Source organism: Streptomyces silvae, assembly GCF_016745505.1.
Classification (GTDB): Bacteria; Actinomycetota; Actinomycetes; order Streptomycetales; family Streptomycetaceae; genus Streptomyces; species Streptomyces silvae.
In genome coordinates this window covers 1-17977 of the sequence record NZ_JAERUC010000088.1, presented here as the reverse complement: position 1 = coordinate 17977, position 17977 = coordinate 1, and the positions used below count along the sequence as shown (strand labels likewise).

Sequence of the window (17977 nt, the reverse complement as noted above, 5' to 3'; positions counted from 1 at the left end):
TAACCTGATGGGCCCCGCTCGGTTTCACGTCCCCAGACCGAAGGAGCCCCACCTCCATGTCCATACGCCTGAACCGGGCCCAGCCCTACGCACTGGGCCTCTTCCGCATCGTCATCGGCTTCCTCTTCGCCTGCCACGGCGCCGCCTCGCTCTTCGGGGTCCTCGGCGGCTCCATGGGCGGCGGCACCGTCCCGGCCGGCACCTGGCCCGGCTGGTACGCGGCGGTGATCCAGCTCGTCGGCGGCATCCTGGTCGCGGTCGGCCTCGGCACCCGTGTCGCCGCGCTCGTCTCCTCCGGCTCCATGGCCTACGCGTACTTCAAGGTGCACCAGCCCGAGTCGCTGTTCCCCCTGCAGAACGGCGGCGAGGCCTCGGCAGTCTTCTGCTGGACCTTCCTCCTGCTGGTCTTCACCGGCCCCGGCGCCGTGGCCCTGGACCGGCTGTTCTCCTCGCGCGGCGGCTCCGCCCAGGAGAGCGCGCCCGCTCCCGAGAAGGCCCAGGCCGTCTCGGTCTGAACCCTCCGCTCCCCCGCACCGCGGCCCCCCTCCTCCCGAGGGGGGCCGCGGTCGTCACGTGACCTGCACGACATCGGCCGCCCGCCCGGTGAATACCAGGTGAACCGGGTGAACGGCAGGCGTACGCTGTACAGCTGGCCCTGCCGCTCCTGACAGCTGGCCCTGCCGCTCCTGCCGCTCCCCTGCGACGTCGCGGTGCTGACGCGGAACACGGGAACCGGGAACGGGGAGTAGAAAGTGCTCGAGAGTGTGGGTGCGCTGACCGGCAGCCCATGGATCTACGCGGTGGTCGCCCTCTCGGTGCTCCTGGACGTCTTCCTGCCCGTCCTGCCCAGCGGCGTGCTGGTGATCACCGCGGCCACGGCAGCCGCCGCGAGCACGACCACGGTCACCGCGGCGGCGGGCGAGGCCACCCGGCACGTGCCCTCCCTCCTGGTGCTGACCCTGTGCGCGGCCACCGCCTCGGTGCTCGGCGACCTCGTGGCGTACCGCCTGGCCTGGCGCGGCGGCGAGCGCCTGGACCGGGCCATCGCCAGGTCACGCCGCCTCACCTCCGCGCAGGAGCGCCTCGGCGCGGCGCTGAGCCGTGGCGGGGGCGCGCTGGTCGTCGTCGCCCGCTTCGCGCCGGCCGGCCGCTCCGTCGTCTCCCTGGGCGCGGGCGCGGCGCACCGCAAGGTGAAGGAGTTCCTGCCCTGGTCCGCGGTGGCCGGGGTGGCCTGGGCGGTCTACAGCGTGGGCCTCGGCTACTTCGGCGGCCAGTGGCTGGGCGCGGGCTGGCTGGGCACGGCCGTCTCGGTCCTCGCCCTGTTCCTCGCCGGCGCCCTCGCCGCCGTCGTCGTACGCCGCCCCGCCCACGCCTCCGAGGCCCCGGCAGCCGGAGCCCCGGCCGGGACCTGACGGCCCGCACCGGCCCGCGGCACGTCCGCGAGCCGCTCAGACCCGGGCGGCGCCCCGTATCTCCAGGCCGTCCAGCAGCCGCTGGGTGGCCTCGGTGATCTCGGCCACGGCCCGGTCGAAGACCTCCTGGTTGTGCGCGGCGGGCGCACGGAAGCCGGACACCTTGCGGACGTACTGCAGGGCGGCGGCCCGCATCTCCTCCTCGGTGGCCTCTTCGGGGATGGCTGGGGGACGAAGCGTCTTGATGGAACGGCACATGTCTCCAGTGTGCGACGCACCACTGACAACGCGCCCAGGATCCGCGCACCCGGGGTCTGCATAGCCGGGATCTACAGGTCCGGGATCTCCACGCCCGGCGGGTCCCCGAGCCGTTCGAGCGCCGGGACGACGTAGCTCCCGTCGAGAACCGCCTGGTCGGGAAGGTGGAGCCGCAGCACGGGCCGGAAGGCGCCGGGCGGCAGCGGCAGCCAGTTCGCCGCGCCCTCGCTGTCCGCGGGCCGCTCCGCGGACAGGTGCAGCGTCAGCGACCCGTCGTCGCCGTGGACGAGCCCGGGCGTACGGTCCCCGATCGCGTACCGGTCCGCCGCGTTCGGGACCAGGTGGCCGCCGGGGCTGTCGTACGCGGTCAGCGACCAGAAGGCCCGGACCGGTGGCGGCTGTGGGAAGCGCAGCGCGTAGCGGTGGGCCCCGTCGAGCATGCGGCCCCGGGAGTCGCGGGAGGTGTGCGCGAACACCGCCTCGTACCCGTGCGGCAGCCGGTACCCCCGCCGTGCCGCGACCGCCCTGACCAGGTACGACGCCTCCCGGTCGGGGAGCGTCCACTCCGGCGTGCCGAGCGTGCCGACCCCGAAGTGGTCCAGGTTGTGGTCGCGCAGGTGCGGAGTCGCCTGCCAGGCGCCCGGCGGGCCCTCGGCCAGCACCTGGGGCAGCCGGGCCGCCTCCTCCACCCGCAGCCTGCCCAGCGCGAGCCCCCGCCCCAGTGCGCGTACGAGACGGGGCGAGGCCGACACGTACGGCGAGAGCCCCTCCTCCAGGAGCCCGAGGGGCTGGAACCTGTCCTGATAGGCGCGGTCGGCTGCGGCGGGCGGGAAGTCGGCCATCCACACCCGGAGCTCCTCGAAGAACCGCAGCTCCCCCGGCACCCCGGGCTCGGTCGGGGGGAGCCCGGTCCGGTGGGCGCGGTCGCCCAGGTGCGTGAGGGTCAGCTCCTGCTGGAGCGCTCGGACCCGGGGCATGTCGTCGGGCCCGTCGCAGACGAGACGGCCGAGGACGGAGACCACGGAGGTGGGCGCGTCGATGACCCCGGACACCACGTCGGGGACGGTGCCGGCCCAGCCGGGCGGCACGACCAGCCAGTCTCCCTCGCCCGTGCCGGTGGCGCGGGTGCCGAGGTAGGCGAAGGTGTTGCCCCAGGCGTCGACGAACTGGAGGACGTAGTACGCCCCGCCGGTGTCCGGGACGTGCAGCCCGACCGGCCCCCCGGAGAGGTCGAGCTGGGCGAGCGCGTCGACGAGGTCGGCGGGGGCGTACGGGGTGTACGTGCTGGGCGTGGCCGGCCCGTCCGCGTGGGCGAAGTCGTTGAACGGCGCGGCGGGCGTCGTCCCGCAGCCCTCCCGGAGGCAGGCCTGGACGGCGGACAGCCGGCGGACGAGCGGCGACCCGTAGACGTACGCGTCGGCGGCCAGCGCCGTGATCGCGTCCGGCTCCATGCCACCTCGCCCCGGGGACACGTCAGATGACCGGCTTCGCCCGGTGGGCGCACAGGGCCCAGATGACGAAGGTGTCGAGCGCGATGGAGATGACCGCCCACACCGGCTGGTACGGCAGCCACATGAAGTTGGCGATGAGGTTCAGGGCCGCGAGCCCGATGCCCACGCCCCAGGCCCACGCGGCGCCCTTGAGGATGCCCCAGCCGACGAACACGAGGATCACCCCGAGGACCAGGTGGATCCAGCCCCAGGCGGTGATGTCGAACTTGAACGTGTAGTTGCTGATGCGCGTGTAGACGTCGTCGGACGCGATGCCCGCGATCCCCTTGACGATCGAGAGGATGCCGTCGACGAGGAGCACGACCCCCGCGAACATCGCCCCGGCGGCACCCCAGGGGCTGGGCTCGGAGGCGGAGGGCCGTGAGGAGCCGGGCACGGACGATGCTGACTGGGTCATGGGATTCCTCCGCTCGACGGGCCGCCCGCACTGCTGGGGGCAGCTCCGACCCTGGGGGACGACCTCACCGGCCACGACCCGGAAGCCCCCGTTCGGGTGACGGCCCCGCCCTCGCTCAGGGCGCCCCCACGGTCACGACCTGCCCTTGCGCGTCGACGGTGAGCACGACGCGCTCGACGTCGTTGGTCAGCGCCAGGACCGCCCACACCCCACCCCACACGAAGCACGTGAAGACGGTCAGAAAGGCGTGCAGCACATGGTTGACGGGCTGCCCGCGCACCATCACGGCCTGGCTCCCGGACCGGGACTCCACCCGCCACCCGGCAGCGACCCGCCGGCTCACCACCCAGTCCAGGATCAGCCCCCGCTGTGTGGCGTCGGGGGTCCCCGTGCTCGCCCCGTAGTAGCCGGGGGGAGGTTCGAGCGACGCCTCGTGCCGGTGTCCGTGCCCTCCACGACGACGCTTCACGGGCTCACCTCCAGGTGTCGAGGTCTCCGCCCCGCCACTCGATCAACTCCGGCTGGTCCAGATCGATCTCCTCGGCCCCCTCGGCGAACCCGGCCCGCCGCAGGAACGAGGCGACCTCCCCACGCCCGTGCGCCAGCCCGACGATCTGCCCACGCACGGTCACCCGCCGCGCCCCGGTCGGCGAGGGCGGATACACGATCACAGGCGGATGTCCGGACATGCCTCCACGGTCCCCCGCACCCCGCCCCCTCGCATCCCGGGGCCTGCGGGAGCGGTGGGCCGACGCCGCCGTGACAGCCGTGACCAGGCGCGACCCTGTCTCGGCCGAGCGCACGACGTGCAGGTGGACCGCAGGCCCCGTTTCGCGTTCGGCGGCACAGCGAATCGTCCGGGGGGGGCACCCTGCCCTCAGACCGGGCTTCCGCCGGGCCGGGGGTCGATGAAGACGGCGAGATACCGGAATTCGCCACAGGGTCCGGGCAGCTGCGAATACGGCTGCCAGTCGAGCGGGTAGGAGCCGTGCAGGACGCGGGTGTTGGGCACGTAGGAACCGCCGGCCCAGAGAAGCGTTCCCTCCAGGGTGCGGCCCTGGTGAATGCGGAAGTCGTGGTCCCGTGTCCTCTTCCCCTCCGGCGGCGGCGTCCACAGGAGGGGGTCGTTGGACACGATGAGCGCAAGCCCCTGCTGGTCGGCCCTGTCGCAGAACCGCTCCAGCCTGGCGATGTCGAATATGAAGTTCCGCCGGGCCAGATCAGTGGCAGCCTGCGACTTGAGAATGAACCGCTCGTCGTCGGGGCCGACGTCCCCGGTCCACCGACGGGTCCAGTACTTGAATTCGATGGCGGTACGTGCCGAAGGCCCTGCGCACAGCAGGTCCAGGCGCTCCACCCGGTCCGTGGTGTGCTGGCGGACCTCAAGCCTGGACCGAACCTCGGGCGCCAGTTCCCACAGCGCCCGCGCAAAACCGTGCTGCAGATCCGCCTCGGAGTGGAACACCGGACGCTCACCCGCAAGGTGGGCCATGACGTGAACGAGGGGCACTTGCCCAGCTATCAGCCGTGTGCTGCACGCTTCGATGGTCATGGGCTGAACGTACGTGTACGAGAGGTTCCCCGTACCCCGTTCCGCTCATACGCAAGGCAACGATGGGACTGACGGGAAGCATTCATGCTGGACCTTCAACCGCGCTCCTCGTACCGCTGATCAACGGGCGAGCGCGTGGGCGCACCGGCCACGGTGGAGGATCGAACAGTGAGCACAGGCAGCCGCGGGGTACTGGGAGTCGTGGGTACGGCGACCGACGGGGTCGAGACGCTGCGTACCGGGCTGGTCGAGCCGGCCATCGCGCTGGGCTGGCGGGTCGCCGTGACGCTCACGCCGAACGCCGGCCGCTGGCTGAGGGCCGACGGCGAGTGGGACCGGCTGGAGTCCCTGACCGGCCTCCCCGTACGCGATGCCCCGCGCCTGCCCACCGAGCCCCGCCCGCACCCCGTCGCCGACTGCTACGTCGTCGCACCGGCGAGCGCGAACTTCGTCGCCAAGCTCGCGACGGGCATCGCCGACAACCAGGCCCTGACACAGGTCGGCGAAGCCGTCGGCACGGCAGGCGTCCCGGTCGTGGTGTTCCCCCGGATCAACGCGGCCCACGCACGGCACCCGGCATGGGCCGGCCACATCGAGGCCCTGCGCGGGGCAGGCGTGGAACTCGTGTACGGACCGGACGTCTGGCCCCTGTACGAACCGCGCGAGGGCCCCGCGGTCCGGGATCTTCCGTGGGCGGCGATCCTGGCCCGCCCGGCGGTGGGCCCGCGCTGATCCCGGCGCGCGTTCGGAGGCGCGCAGGCTCCTACCCTGCGCGTCGCCGCCGCTCGTACCGCGCACGCGCGAGGTCACAGGCGTGGCGGAGCAGCTGTCGCACCGCCGCGTCGGTCCGCGGGCCCGGGTTCACGACCGCGAGCCAGGCGGCGGAACCGTAGACGGGGTGCGCGATCACCACATCGGTGGCACCGGGGTCGTCGTCGCCGGCCGGTTCGCCCGGTGCGTGCCCGGTCCGGTCGGTGAACGTCTCCTTCCCCACGGCGGCATTGACTCGGAAGGCGCCCGGGCGGTCCAGGCGCGACGTCTCGTCGCCCGGGTAGTTCTTCGTCACGATCGTCGCGAACGGCTGCGTCGCCTGCGGCACGACGCCGTCGGGCGCGTAGTAGAAGAAGGCGTCTCCCCAGCTGATCTCCGGTGAACCGTCGCCGGCCTCCGGCCTGACGGCCAGGGACCCGTCGAGGCCTTCCACGAAGTCGATGATCTCGTCGATGGTCATGGGATCAAGCGTTTCATTAAGGTGCAAGTGGAGACTTCGACCCGCCCCCGATCCCATTTACTGAGGAGTGACGGGTGCCAACCCTCAACTCACCGGTCCTGAGCACGGCCGATGTAGCGCGCCGTGCCGGGTACTCGGTCCAGCAGATCCGCAACCTCGAACGGGACGGCGTCCTGCCCCCGGCCGGGCGTACGGCGGCGGGCTACCGGGTCTACGGCGAAGCCCACCTGCGGTCCGCACTCGCCTACCGCGCCCTCGCGGCCAGCACGGGCCCGGTCGAGGCCAAGCGGATCATGCGCGCCGTGCACGGACGCCCGGTCGCGGAGGTGCTCGCCCTGCTCGACGCGGCACACGCCCGGCTCGACCGGGAGCGTACGGACCTGGACCTCGCCAAGGAGGCCGCCGCGTCGATCGCCGCGGAACCGGTCGACGACGTACGCCCGTCGGACGCGATGACCGTCTCCGAACTCGCCGCCGCGCTCGGCGTACGCCCGTCGACGCTGCGGCACTGGGACGCCGAGGGCCTCGCCGTTCCGGACCGGCTCCCTCCGCGAGGAACGCGGCGATACTCACCGGCCCAGGCGCGGGACGCCCGGATCGTGCACCAACTGCGCGGCGCCGGCTACCGGATCGCACCGCTCCGGGCCTTGATGCCGAACCTGCGGCGTGGACACGGACGGGAGGAGATCGAGGCGGCCCTGGCCGCCCGGGACGCGAACATCACGGCCCGCTCCCTCGCCCTGCTCGAAGCCGCCGCCCCGCTGGGTACGGCACTGACCGCCGGTGGATCACTGGCGTAGGCTCCGCGTGTTCGCATGCGGGGGCATGCATGGCCGAGGGGGCGTTCATGAGTGATTCCTGGCAAGACGATGCACCGGACAACGATGAGTCGGACATCGGTGAGCCGGACAACGGTGAGCCGGACGACGGACCCCGTCCCCGGCGCCTGCTCCGGCGCCTGGCGATCACCGTCCTCGTCCTGGCAATTCCGGCGGGCGGGCTGGTCTGGCTGTTCCAGGACGACCTGTTCCACCCGTTCGGCGACGCACGGGCCTGCGAGGGCAGCGACGCGCCGCTGTCAGGTCAGTTCGGCGCAGGAGGCGCACCGCTCCCCGGGGACGCGTCCGACGTCCACTACTACACGCAGAGCGGCCACACCGAACTCTCCTTCGTGAGCAGCCGGATACCGGACTTCCTCCACACGGCGGGCTTCCTCCCGGCCGAGGCATCCCCGTTCGAGGAGTCGTACGTCGACGACAACTACGCGCTCGGCGAGGGCGAAACCGAACTCCCGAGAGGCCTGTGCGGCACCGGCATCCGGGGCCCCGTCCTGACCTACGGCAACACGGCCACCACCATCATGGTCGAACGCTCCCCGTTCACCACGGACCGCTTCAGGGCCCCGGCGCGCGCCATAGTCACGTACGACGCTCCCTGACGCTCAGGGCACTGCCTCACGTCGACGCCCCCACAACGACTCACTGCGGGGGCGTGCTGGTCGGCCGGCGCGCACCGCTCACGTACGTGCCGTCGGGCATCTGCTCGCTGGGCGTGGCGCCCGGCCGCAGGACGGTCCTGGCTGGTCAGCGGCCGCGCAGCAGTGCACTGTGCGAGGTGATCAACTCGCCGCGCGCCCCTCGGTGAAGCGGACGGACCAGGCGTAACCGCTCAAGGTGTCGTGCGGGACGCGCGTGACCTCTCTGACCTGGCAGCTGTCATGGGCATACTTGAGGGCGAAACGGTCGAGGCGCTGGGCGTCGGTGAGATCCTCCATGGAGAGAGGCGCTCCGACGACGAGGTCTTCGTGAAGGACTCCGTCCGTGGCGGCCCCGTTCGAGCAGGCCGAGCAATGGTGCGTTTTCGGTAGGGCCATACGTTCAGTGTGCCCCTTATCCGGAGCCGGTGACCCGCACAGCACGCACGACCGCTCCGGAGGCCCCCTGTCCCGTCGAGTACCCGGGGCGATCGACCGGCATGGCCGGGGCGCCGGCGAGCGTCACCCCACCGATGTGTCCCGCGCTGCTTACCCTCCTGCTGTCGGGTCTGCTCCTCATCGCCCTCAGCCAGCTGCCGCCCCGCCGACGCGAGGACCACACCGATCCGTCAGGATCCTGAAAAGTAAGGGAGATCGGCAGATCACGCCCGTAGAGCCAGAAGAGGGACCCGTCGGCTAACGCGCCACCCGGTAGCGGAGATAGACGACTTGCGAGCTGAAGGTGCGCGTCTCGAGGAGTTCGAGATCGACTCGACGCTCGCGCCGGGGGAAGAACGGAATGCCGCCACCCACCAGCACCGGGTAGACCCTGGCCCGGTACTCGTCGATCAGACCGGACGCGCCCACCTCGGCGGCGAGAGTCGCGCCGCCGATCGCGATGTCGCCCTCCCCCGGCTCGGCCCGCCAACGCTCGACCTCCTCCGCAACGGTGCCGGAGGCGAGCCGGGCGTTGCCCTGCACGGTGGACAGCGTGGTGGAGAACACCACCTTGGGGATCGCCTTCCAGAGCACGGCCCACTCGTGCATCGACTCGTCGAGCGAAGGGTCCTGGTCGGCGGTCTCCCAGTACAGCATCGTCTCGTACAGCCGTCGCCCCATGAAGTGGACGCCGACCTCCCGGATCTCGTCGGTGACGAAGCGGAAGACCTCGTCGTCGGGCTCCGACCAGTTGAAGTCGCCGTCCGGCCCGACGATGTAGCCGTCGAGTGAGACACCCATCGAATACGTCACGCTGCGCATCGGACACTTCCTCCTCGGTGAACGGGACTCGACAGTACGACCGCCGGACGCCGCAGACTCAGCACGGCTCGCGGGCACCGGGGCCAGGGCACCTCACGGCCAGTGGAAAGAACTTCAGCGGCCGACTCGACGTACCGAGTCGCACCGACCGAACAGCACGGAAGTGCCGAAAGTGCTTCAGATTTCGACACCTCCGTGATCTGAACCCCTCTCCGCGCGGTTGCCGTTCCTCATCGCCGTACAGCAGGCTCGGACGATGTCCCGATCAGCAGGCCAGCACACGGCCGACCCGTGCCCTCGGTGCTGCGTCGAGGCGGTCCGTACGGGTGTCCCGACGACTGACGAGGGGCGCGAAGTGGTCGGCTATCTCTGCGAGCAGTGCGCGAACGCGTGGACCCGGCCGGTCGAGGAAGACCTGGAGGTGTACGACATCGTCAGGGTCGATCTCCCCGGCGCCACGCGTTACGGAACGGTCTGGCAGGTGGAGGACGACCGCGTGCAGGTACGCGGTGCGGGCGGCCAGTGGCTGCTCTGGGCCGAGCGCTGGCAGGTCATCCTCTACTGAGCAGCAGTCCGGGGGGCGCGAGCGTCGGGCCGGGCCCGGCGAACAGAGAGCGGGCTGCACCCCCGACAACATCTCGGCAGCCCTAGGACGCCCCCGGAGAGCCGACTGCCTCGCATGTTCAGCCGAGAGGCCGTAGCGAGGCCGAAGAAACACGACGTTCCTCTCGAACACCACGTATCAGGACCGTCACGCACCTATCGCCGACACTTGGCGTAGGTGGAAAATTACTCTCCGAACTCGCACACTTCAGGGGACCTCATGGCGAATCCGTACCAGCCGCAGCCGAGCCCGTACGTGACCGGGCCATTGCCCACCGGGCGGCCACGCATGTTCAACACCACGATCGCCAAGGTCATCTGGATCCTGGTCCCGATCGTCACGATCAGCATCGGCGCAGCGGTGCCGTTCGTCGTCGCCGCGGTGAAGGGCGTCATCAAGCCATGGCTGGCCGTGGTGTACGTCGTGGCCGAGGTGCTGATCCTCAGCACCAGCACCGCAGTCGAGGGGGACAGCCCGTTCGTGGGGATGCTCATCGTCTTCCTGATGGTGGCGTCGGCGACACACACCTCCCTGCTCGACAACGACCGGGTGAACATCGGCAAGTAGTACCCGTCAGATCCCGGATGCCTCCGGTCTTCTGTGCTCAGTTGGCCGACGGTGTCCGGAGTACCTGGACCAGCGCACCTCTCACCTGCGCTGACGGTCAGCAGCCGGTCGCGCTCGTCCGCCGGTATTCGTCGGCGTGGTCGCGCAGTTGGACGCTTCCGCTCAACCGTCCGGTGCGCACCGAGCCGTTGTCAGTGCCGACCCTTAGGGTCGCAAGCGCGCGGTCGGTCTCCGGGGGCTCCAGCTCTGAAAAGAATGGTTGCATCCCCGGCCTGTCCGCGGGCGGTCCGGAGAGTGGCGTTCCGGACCTAACCGACGGTCGGGCTTCCTCGATGGCCAGCAGACCACCTGCCAGAGCCGGCCGCGCACCCTCTCCTTCGCCGGCGGAGCTCTCAGGATGCGTGGGCGCCGTGACCGCACCGCCCTCTCATGGCGCCATGGCGCTTCCCCCTGCCCCCGGCTGAGGAACGAACAAGGCCCAGGCTCCCGGTTCTGCACCGGTGACCTGGGCCTTCGTCGTACTACCTACTGGTGGGCGCGGACGGTTTCGAACCGCCGACATCTGCTTTGTAAGAGCAGCGCTCTACCCCTGAGCTACGCACCCGTGGATGAGGCAACAGGTTACATGGCCCAGGGCCCCCCGCCGCAATCCGGTTCCGCGGGCCCAAGGAGCAGTCGGTTCGGGGCGGTACGGGGGTTACCCCCACCCCCGAGACGGTAGCCGTCCGGATCGTCCGTGGGGTGGGGGCGTACATACGGTGGTGGCACATCGGCAGCGCTCTCAGGGGGATCCGACATCATGACCATCCGTACGCGACGCACCGACGCACTCATGGCCGCCGCCGGGACCGTGCTCCTCGTGGCCTCGCTCAGTGGCTGTGGCAGTACGGATGCCGAGGACGCCGTCGCCGAGCACAAGTCCTTCGCCTTCGAGGGGGAGACGCTGACCATCGATGCCGAGAACTCCACCCTGGAGCTCGTGCCCGCCGATGTGGAGCAGATCGAGGTCACCCGGCGGGTCGACGGGTGGGTCGTGCTGGGGAGTGGGCCCGATCCCGTGTGGAAGCTCGACGGGGACGAGCTGCGGCTCGAGGTGAAGTGCCACGCGATGATCAGCAACTGTGAGGCGCACCATGAGGTGAAGGTCCCCCGCGGGCTGGCCGTGGACGTGCAGGGGGACAACGGGAAGGTCACCGCCACCGGCTTCAGCGCCCCGCTCAAGATCTCCGCCGACAACGGAGGGATCACGGTGCGTGACATCTCCGGACCCCTGGACGTGATCTCCGACAACGGGTCGATCGAGGCGGAGCGGATCTCGGGGGCCTCCGTGATCGCCCGCTCGGACAACGGGGCCGTCAGGATCGGCTTCACCCGGGTCCCCGACCTGGTGGACACGGTCAGTGACAACGGGAGCATCTCCATCGACCTGCCGGCCGGGAAGAGTACGTACGCGGTGTCCGCCGAGGCCGACAACGGTTCCGTCTCCGTCAAGGTGCCCCGCAGCGACAGCAGCAAGCACGTGGTGAAGGCGCGCAGCGACAACGGTGAAGTCACCGTCCGAAGTGCGAACTAACCGGCCCGTGCGTTCGTCCTAACTGGTGCGAGAATGAACCGGGCAGGGCGGATCGGCACGGGAGAGGGATGTGACGGCGACACACACGCGGCCGCAGGCGAAAGCGGGTGTTGGTTCCGCCGTCAAGGACGTCCTGGTGCTGATGCTGATGCCGGTTCCTCTGGTGGCCGCCGCGCTGCCGGGCGCCTTCGCGGGCGGGGGTACGCGCCGGTGGTTCGGGGGGCGTGGGGAGAATCAGCGCGCGGACGCGCAGGCGGCGAAGGACGCCGCGGCCGCCGCTTTCTACGAGCTGGACACCGCTCAGCGCGATCTGCGGATCTCGATCGAGACGATCACCGCCGTGGACAGCTCGCCCCGGGCCCGTAAGGCCGTGGAGGACTTCGCGGCGCTCGGCCGGCGGATCGACGAGGTCAGCCACGAGTACATCACCGCGGTCGACGCCCATGACCTCGACCGGGACGATCTGGAGCCCTCGGCCGCGGCCGGTGCGCGGACCCAGCTGACCCGGGCCAAGGACGACCTCGTGCGGGTGAAGGGGGAGCTCGACCGGTTCGCCCAGGGGCTCGGCACGTTGCTCAGCAGCGCGGAGACCCAGCTCGCGCGGCTCGCTCCCGCTGTGGAGCGGGCACGTCAGGCCTTGCTGGCCGCCAGCAACGCCCTGGATTCCGTACGCGCCTCCGGGCTGCGGGCCGACGAGCTGGCGGCCCGGCTCGCCGCTCTCGCCCCCGAGCTGACCAAGCTCAACCAGGGCGCCGGGCAGCACGGCGTCGCCGAGACGTTGCAGCGCGCCGATCAGGTGCTGCGGGACGCCGAGGCGCTGCGCGCGGAGGCGGACCAGCTGCCCGAGCGGGCCGCCGAGATCGACCGCAGGCTGGTGTCTCTGCGCACCCGCGCCCAGGCCCTCACGACGCGCGCCGGGCAGGTCGAGCCGGTGCTCAGCGAGCTGCGGCGGCGCTTCTCGGCCGCCTGCTGGCAGGACCTGCAGCCGGTTCCCGAGCAGGCCGCAGCCAATGTCCGGCAGGCCGAGACGAAGCTGGCGGAGGCCGCCGAGGCGCGGTCCGAGCAGCGCTGGGCCGACGCGACGTCCCGGCTGAGTACGGTCCGGGCGCTGCTCAACGCGACCGACGAGGCGGTGTCCGCCGCCGGGGACCGGCTGCGGCAGCTCGACGCGGTGGCCAAGAATCCGCAGGCCGAGACCGATCGCACCCGGTTCGCGATCCGGGATGCCCAGCGCCTGGCCATGGCCGGGCGCCACACGCCCGATCCGCGCCATGCCCGTCCGCTGGACGACGCCGTGGCGCGGCTGGAGCGGGCGATCGAGGGGCTCGAAGGCCGCCACCCCGACTACTGGCACTTCCTCACCGAGACGGAGGCCGTGCGGCAGACGGCGAACCGGGTGGTCTCCGCCATCCGCGAGGAGCTGGGAGGCGGCGCCTGAGCGCGCCGGTCAGCCCGCCGGTGAGCCAGTCGACCAGCCGACCGGGGAGCCCTCTCGGCCAGCTGCCGGTGAGCCCGCCGACGGGTGAGCCTGGCGACGGGTGAGCCTGGCGACCGGCCGCCGGTTGAGCCCACCGACCCGCCGGCCGGCGCCCCGCAGGGCCCTGAAAGCACCGCAGAGCCCCGAAGCCCCGCAGGCCCCCGCACCCGTGCAGGTCTCACCGGCTGGATTTGTCCCCGGCCGCCGGTGGGCCGATCCTGGAGGTACGCAGCGGCTTCCGCTGAGGCGTCCCTGGCCGTACACGGCCGAAGGAGGCCGTCATGGCCACTCACGTCCTGCATCCCCCGCGCCGACGCGGCAAGCCCGGCAAGCCGGCCCGCCGCAAGGGTTTCCTCGACGAACAGCTGCCCGTCGATCACCGCCTCAGCCAGGTCTACCGGGTCGGAGCCGGCCTGATGGGCCTGCTGCTCGTCGTCTTCGGCATCCTGGGGCTCATCGACCGTATCGGCTTCTTCGACACCGGCGGCGACACGGTGGCGGGCCTCAACACCAACGGTGCGCTGAGCATCCTGTCCATCTGCGTCGGGCTGCTGCTCTTCGTGGGCATGGTCATCGGCGGGAACTTCGCCTCGACCCTGAACATGGTCCTGGGCATCGCCTTCATCCTCAGCGGGTTCGTGAATCTGGCCCTGCTGGACAGCAGCATGAACTTCCTGGCCTTCCAGATGCAGAACGTGCTGTTCAGCTTCGTGGTCGGGCTGTTGCTGATGATGTTCGGCATGTACGGAAGGGTCAGCGGCGGCCTCCCCCACGACAATCCGTACTGGCGGGCCCGGCACCCGGAGCAGGTCGCGAAGGAGGAGCGCCGCGCACGGCCGCAGATGCCCGAGGCCGTGGAGCGGAAGAGGCTCTAATCTGGGGCCATGCCTCGTTACGAGTACCGCTGCCGCCCCTGCGGCGAGACGTTCGAACTCAGCCGCCCGATGGCCGAGTCATCCGATCCCGCTTCCTGCCCCGCCGGGCACGAGGACACCGTGAAGCTGCTCTCCACCGTGGCTGTGGGCGGCTCGGGCTCCCCCGCACCGGCCGCCGCTCCCGCAGGCGGCGGTGGTGGTGGCGGATGCTGCGGCGGCGGCTGCTGCGGCTGACCCCACCAGGCCCCACCGAGGCTGGCCCCACCGCACCGCACCGCACCGCTCAAGCTGACCCCACCGCACCGCTCGAAGCGTCCCCGGGCGCGGACGGGTGCGGACGGACGCGGCGCTACCTCTTGCGGGAGAGCGTCAGCCCGTCCGACACGGTCAGCAGCACGCTCTCCATCCGGGCATCGGCGGCCACATGGTCGTTGAAGCCCCGGATGGCGGCCGCTCCCCCGGTGGCCAGCGGGTCGGTGACGCGCCCGTGGAAGAGCACGTTGTCGGTGACGACGAGCCCGCCGGGGTTCATGCGCGGGACGAGTTCCTCCCAGTACGCGATGTAGTTGCCCTTGTCCGCGTCCAGGTAGGCCATGTCGATGTGCGGCTCCGCCGGCATGGCGCGCAGGGTGTCCAGGGCGGGCGCGATCCGCAGGTCGATGCGGTCGGCGACACCCGCCTTCTCCCACGCGTCCTGGCCGTACGCCGTCCACTCCTCGGAGATGTCGCAGGCGATCAGCACCCCGCCCGGGGGCAGCGCCTGCGCCATCGAGAGGGCCGAGAAGCCGGTGAAGGTGCCGACCTCCACGATGTGCCGGGCCCCCGTCAGCCGGACCAGGAAGGCCAGCAGCGGCCCCTGCTCCTGCGCGGACTGCATCCCCGCCTGGTCGGGCAGCTCGGCGTACGTGGTCTCCACCAGCTCGCGCTGGACGACGTCCAGCGGAGGGTTGTGCGCCAGCGCGTACGCGTACAGCTCGTCGGTGATCTTGGTTTCGTTGCCCTTGGTCATGTGCGTCTCCTCCGTCGGCGGCGGTCCGGTACAGCCTGCCGAAGGTCGCGCGCGCAGGCTCAGCGACCCGCCCGGAGAGGATCCGCGGCCCGTACGAAACGGCGCAGGATCTCTTCACCAGCGGCGCCGCCCCGCTCACGCAGGACCTCGGTGTTCGGCGCGCCCCAGCCGCAGTCGGCGAGCTCGCCGTGGCCCGGGCGCCAGGCCCGGTCGGCGGCGAGCAGCAGGTCGGCGTCCAGGAGCGAGTCACCGGCGGCGAGCGTCAGGGTGGCGCCGCAGCGGCGCGCCACCTCCCGCATCGCGGCGCTCTTGGTGAGCGGCTTGGGTACGGCGTAGATCTTCCGGCCCTGCAGGGAGACGGTCCACCCCTTGAGGTCCGCCCAGTCCGACAGCTCCTTGACCCAGCCCTCGGGGAGGGCGGCGCGGTCGACGACGAGGTAGGCGAAGAGGTCTTCGGCGACCCGTTCCTTGAGCAGCCAGGAGGGGTGGCCCGCCGCCTGGATGTGGGCACGGACCTCCCCGAGGGAGGCGCACTCGCCGGCGATCCGGCGGACCACGTGGTCCTGCCAGTCCCGGTCGGAGACGCCGTCGACCAGGATGTGTCCGCCGTTGGCACAGATGGCGTACCGGGGGGCGGGTCCGGGCAGGTGGATGCGGCCGTACTGCTCCCGGGTCCGGGTTGTCGTCGGGACGAACACCGTGGTGCGGGCCAGGCCGTCGAGCAGTGCGGCGGCCGTCTCCGTCATGTAGCAGAGGGGCGCCCCGCCGTACACCTCCACGCAGAGCAGGCGCGGGGCCTGGGCGTCCGGCATGGTCAGCTGGAGGGATGCCGCCGAGTAGATGAGGGTGCGGTCGAGGTCGCTGGCCACCAGCGTCACGGCGGCGTCGGCGGAACCGGATGCGTCAGCCGGTCCGAGTACATCCGCGGACCCACGGCCATCCTCGGACCCACGGCCATCCTCGGATCCACGGCCATCCGCGGATCCAAGGCCATCCTCGGACGCGTTCCCAGGTGTGTTCACGCTCTCGCTCACTTCGCCGTCACCGCCGTGCCGTCCGCGCCGGTGGCGCCCCGGGTGTACTTGGGGTGGATCAACCCGACACAGGTGTACGGGAGTTCCGCGATCTCCTCGACCGGGACCCCGCGCTGCTCGGCGAGCAGGCGTACGTGGTCGAGATCGGCGCCGGCTCCCCGCTTGGCCAGGATCTTCCACGGGACGCGGCGCAGCAGCACCCGGGTCGTCTCGCCGACGCCGGGCTTGACCAGGTTCACGTCGTGGATGCCGTACTCCTCGCTGATGCGCTCGACGGCGGCCCAGCCCTCCCAGGTGGGGGCGCGGTCCGCGGCGAGCAGTTCCTTCGCCTCGGCGTCCACGGCGCCGGCGACCTCGTCGAAGCGGGCGGCGACCGTGTCGAGGAACAGGCCGGAGACATCGGTGTCCGCGAGCTCGCGGTAGAACTTCGCGCCGTGGAAGTCGTGCGGGCCGACCAGGTCGGAGCGCAGGACCGTACGCGAGATCAGCCCGGACACCGTGGAGTTGAGGCAGGCGGACGGGATGAGGAAGTCCTCCCGCGTCCCGTACGTCCGTACGCAGCCGCCCGGGTCGGCCAGGACCGCGATCTCCGGGTCGAAGGCCCCGCATTCGGGGTGGGCGGCCGCGAACTCCTCCAGTGCCGCCGCGAGTTCACGGGTGATGGCGCCCTTCCCGGTCCAGCCGTCGACGAACACGACGTCGGCCGGGTCGTGGTGGGCGGCCAGCCAGCGCAGGGCGTTGGCGTCGATACCGCGCCCCCGGACGATGGAGACGGCGTAGTGCGGCAGGTCGAGGCCGTGGCGGTGCTGGGCCCACCGGCGCATCAGGACGCCGACGGGGGTGCCGGCGCGGGCCAGGGAGACCAGGACGGGGCGGGGTCCCCTCTCGGCGAGGACGGTCTCGGTGACGGTGCCGACGGCCCGCGCGATACGAGTGGCCGAGGTGTCCAGGGCCGCCTTGAACAGCTCCTGGTACTGCGGGCTGGGCTGGTATTCGACGGGCAGCGATTCGGCGTAGTGAGCGCCGCCGCTCTGGATGGCCTCCTCGCGCTCCTCCGTGGGGGCCTCCAGGACGGTGTCCGAGAGGTCCTGGAGCAGCCAGCCGACGTCCTGGGCCGCGTACGAGGAGAAGGCGGGTCCCCGGAGGGGTTCGGGCAGCATGGCGGCTTCCTGCCTGTGGGGAGTCGGCGACGGGACGTACGAGGGGACGACCGCGAGCACGACCCGGTCGGTGTGGCCGGCGAGCCGGGCCAGCAGCCCGTCGGGGGCGTGCAGGGCGGGGGTGTCGGCGGCGGAATCGACCACGGCGACGACGGCGTCGAACCCCGCGCCCGCGACGTTGTAGGCGTACCGGTCGCCGGGCCCGTCGGCGGGGGCGTCGTGGGCGGGGAAGACCAGGCGGCTGCGGATCGCGTAGCCGGGGTCGTCGACGGCAAGCACCGGCGAGCGGGTGGTGGTGGAGTAGCGCACCTCGGCCGTGGTGGCATCCTCCAGCGCGGTGGCGAGCCGCAGCGGCGCGTACATCAGCTCCTCGAAGCCGAGGACGAGCACCCGGCGCGCCTCGCCCAGGGCGTCGGCGATCCGGGCGCCCATGGCGGGGAGCGCGGCTTCCAGGGCCGCGCGGTGGACGGGGGTGAAGCCGTGCCGCCCGCCGTCGGGGACACCGGCCGGCCAGTCCAGGACGACGCGTACGGGCGGCCGTGGGGCGGACGACCCGCTCGCCACGGGCCCGGCGTCCTGCGCG

Annotated in this window: 23 protein-coding genes and 1 tRNA gene; 11 read left to right on the top strand and 13 right to left on the bottom strand. The window is 71.6% G+C overall.

Annotated features, from left to right (window positions below; translation table 11 throughout):
- Nucleotides 1-56 precede the first annotated feature (56 nt).
- The gene (locus JKV81_RS13600) at nt 57-515 is read left to right on the top strand and encodes a DoxX family protein (RefSeq protein WP_202076076.1); all 459 of its coding nucleotides are present in this window, start codon (nt 57-59) and stop codon (nt 513-515) included.
- A 237-nt stretch (nt 516-752) separates the two neighbouring features.
- Entirely contained in the window at nt 753-1412 is a 660-nt protein-coding gene (locus JKV81_RS13595) for a DedA family protein (protein ID WP_202076075.1), read from the top strand.
- 36 nt (nt 1413-1448) lie between these two features.
- Here the strand turns inward: JKV81_RS13595 and JKV81_RS13590 are convergent, their stop codons facing one another.
- From JKV81_RS13590 to JKV81_RS13565, 6 genes are all read right to left on the bottom strand, one after another.
- Complete coding sequence (locus JKV81_RS13590; protein WP_099172367.1) at nt 1449-1670, bottom strand: DUF2277 domain-containing protein; 222 nt, start codon at nt 1668-1670, stop codon at nt 1449-1451.
- A 71-nt stretch (nt 1671-1741) separates the two neighbouring features.
- Nucleotides 1742-3121 (bottom strand): DUF1254 domain-containing protein, encoded by a 1380-nt coding sequence (locus JKV81_RS13585; protein ID WP_202076074.1) that lies wholly within the window; start codon nt 3119-3121, stop codon nt 1742-1744.
- A gap of 22 nt (nt 3122-3143) precedes the next feature.
- Nucleotides 3144-3578 carry a DUF7144 family membrane protein gene (locus tag JKV81_RS13580; RefSeq protein WP_124276706.1) on the bottom strand — a complete coding sequence of 145 codons (435 nt, stop codon included), beginning with the start codon at nt 3576-3578 and terminating at the stop codon, nt 3144-3146.
- A 115-nt stretch (nt 3579-3693) separates the two neighbouring features.
- A complete protein-coding gene (locus tag JKV81_RS13575; protein WP_129262599.1) occupies nt 3694-4047 on the bottom strand; it encodes a DUF8108 domain-containing protein in 354 nt (117 codons plus the stop codon).
- Between the two features lie 4 nt (nt 4048-4051).
- Nucleotides 4052-4267: a hypothetical protein gene (locus JKV81_RS13570; protein ID WP_124276704.1), complete on the bottom strand. Its 216-nt coding sequence runs from the start codon at nt 4265-4267 to the stop codon at nt 4052-4054.
- 188 nt (nt 4268-4455) lie between these two features.
- On the bottom strand, nt 4456-5070 hold the full coding sequence (locus JKV81_RS13565; protein WP_236056521.1) for a hypothetical protein: 615 nt from the start codon (nt 5068-5070) through the stop codon (nt 4456-4458).
- 228 nt (nt 5071-5298) lie between these two features.
- Between JKV81_RS13565 and JKV81_RS13560 the strand changes: the two genes are divergently transcribed.
- The gene (locus JKV81_RS13560) at nt 5299-5862 is read left to right on the top strand and encodes a flavoprotein (RefSeq protein WP_202076072.1); all 564 of its coding nucleotides are present in this window, start codon (nt 5299-5301) and stop codon (nt 5860-5862) included.
- A 31-nt stretch (nt 5863-5893) separates the two neighbouring features.
- Here the strand turns inward: JKV81_RS13560 and JKV81_RS13555 are convergent, their stop codons facing one another.
- Entirely contained in the window at nt 5894-6361 is a 468-nt protein-coding gene (locus tag JKV81_RS13555; protein ID WP_202076071.1) for a DUF6194 family protein, read from the bottom strand.
- 74 nt (nt 6362-6435) lie between these two features.
- Between JKV81_RS13555 and JKV81_RS13550 the strand changes: the two genes are divergently transcribed.
- Together JKV81_RS13550 and JKV81_RS13545 are read left to right on the top strand one after the other, a co-directional pair.
- A complete protein-coding gene (locus tag JKV81_RS13550) occupies nt 6436-7161 on the top strand; it encodes a MerR family transcriptional regulator (RefSeq protein WP_202076070.1) in 726 nt (241 codons plus the stop codon).
- Nucleotides 7162-7208: 47 nt separating this feature from the next.
- A complete protein-coding gene (locus tag JKV81_RS13545) occupies nt 7209-7799 on the top strand; it encodes a hypothetical protein (RefSeq protein WP_236056519.1) in 591 nt (196 codons plus the stop codon).
- A 180-nt stretch (nt 7800-7979) separates the two neighbouring features.
- Here the strand turns inward: JKV81_RS13545 and JKV81_RS36245 are convergent, their stop codons facing one another.
- Entirely contained in the window at nt 7980-8135 is a 156-nt protein-coding gene (locus JKV81_RS36245) for a hypothetical protein (protein ID WP_236056516.1), read from the bottom strand.
- Nucleotides 8136-8531: 396 nt separating this feature from the next.
- Nucleotides 8532-9095, bottom strand: a complete 564-nt coding sequence (locus JKV81_RS13535; protein WP_202076065.1) for a dihydrofolate reductase family protein — start codon at nt 9093-9095, stop codon at nt 8532-8534.
- Between the two features lie 256 nt (nt 9096-9351).
- On the opposite strand from JKV81_RS13535, the gene JKV81_RS13530 reads away from it, so the two are divergent.
- The gene (locus JKV81_RS13530; protein WP_202076063.1) at nt 9352-9660 is read left to right on the top strand and encodes a hypothetical protein; all 309 of its coding nucleotides are present in this window, start codon (nt 9352-9354) and stop codon (nt 9658-9660) included.
- Between the two features lie 327 nt (nt 9661-9987).
- Nucleotides 9988-10266, top strand: coding sequence for a hypothetical protein (locus JKV81_RS13525; RefSeq protein WP_236056513.1), 279 nt, complete (start codon nt 9988-9990; stop codon nt 10264-10266).
- Between the two features lie 529 nt (nt 10267-10795).
- Here JKV81_RS13525 and JKV81_RS13520 read toward each other — a convergent pair.
- A tRNA-Val gene (locus JKV81_RS13520) sits at nt 10796-10870 on the bottom strand.
- A 195-nt stretch (nt 10871-11065) separates the two neighbouring features.
- Here JKV81_RS13520 and JKV81_RS13515 point away from each other — a divergent pair.
- From JKV81_RS13515 to JKV81_RS13500, 4 genes are all read left to right on the top strand, one after another.
- Complete coding sequence (locus JKV81_RS13515) at nt 11066-11839, top strand: DUF4097 family beta strand repeat-containing protein (RefSeq protein WP_129262613.1); 774 nt, start codon at nt 11066-11068, stop codon at nt 11837-11839.
- A gap of 70 nt (nt 11840-11909) precedes the next feature.
- Entirely contained in the window at nt 11910-13277 is a 1368-nt protein-coding gene (locus tag JKV81_RS13510) for a coiled-coil domain-containing protein (RefSeq protein ID WP_129262614.1), read from the top strand.
- A gap of 320 nt (nt 13278-13597) precedes the next feature.
- A complete protein-coding gene (locus tag JKV81_RS13505) occupies nt 13598-14191 on the top strand; it encodes a DUF4383 domain-containing protein (RefSeq protein ID WP_129262616.1) in 594 nt (197 codons plus the stop codon).
- A gap of 9 nt (nt 14192-14200) precedes the next feature.
- Nucleotides 14201-14425, top strand: a complete 225-nt coding sequence (locus tag JKV81_RS13500) for an FmdB family zinc ribbon protein (protein WP_129262618.1) — start codon at nt 14201-14203, stop codon at nt 14423-14425.
- 115 nt (nt 14426-14540) lie between these two features.
- Here JKV81_RS13500 and JKV81_RS13495 read toward each other — a convergent pair whose 3' ends face one another.
- From JKV81_RS13495 to JKV81_RS13485, 3 genes are all read right to left on the bottom strand, one after another.
- Nucleotides 14541-15200 (bottom strand): O-methyltransferase, encoded by a 660-nt coding sequence (locus JKV81_RS13495; RefSeq protein ID WP_202076061.1) that lies wholly within the window; start codon nt 15198-15200, stop codon nt 14541-14543.
- Between the two features lie 59 nt (nt 15201-15259).
- Nucleotides 15260-16069, bottom strand: a complete 810-nt coding sequence (locus JKV81_RS13490) for an HAD family hydrolase (protein ID WP_202076059.1) — start codon at nt 16067-16069, stop codon at nt 15260-15262.
- Nucleotides 16070-16230: 161 nt separating this feature from the next.
- Nucleotides 16231-17977 (bottom strand): cysteine protease StiP domain-containing protein (locus JKV81_RS13485; RefSeq protein ID WP_202076058.1); only part of this gene is annotated, 1747 nt, incomplete at its 5' end.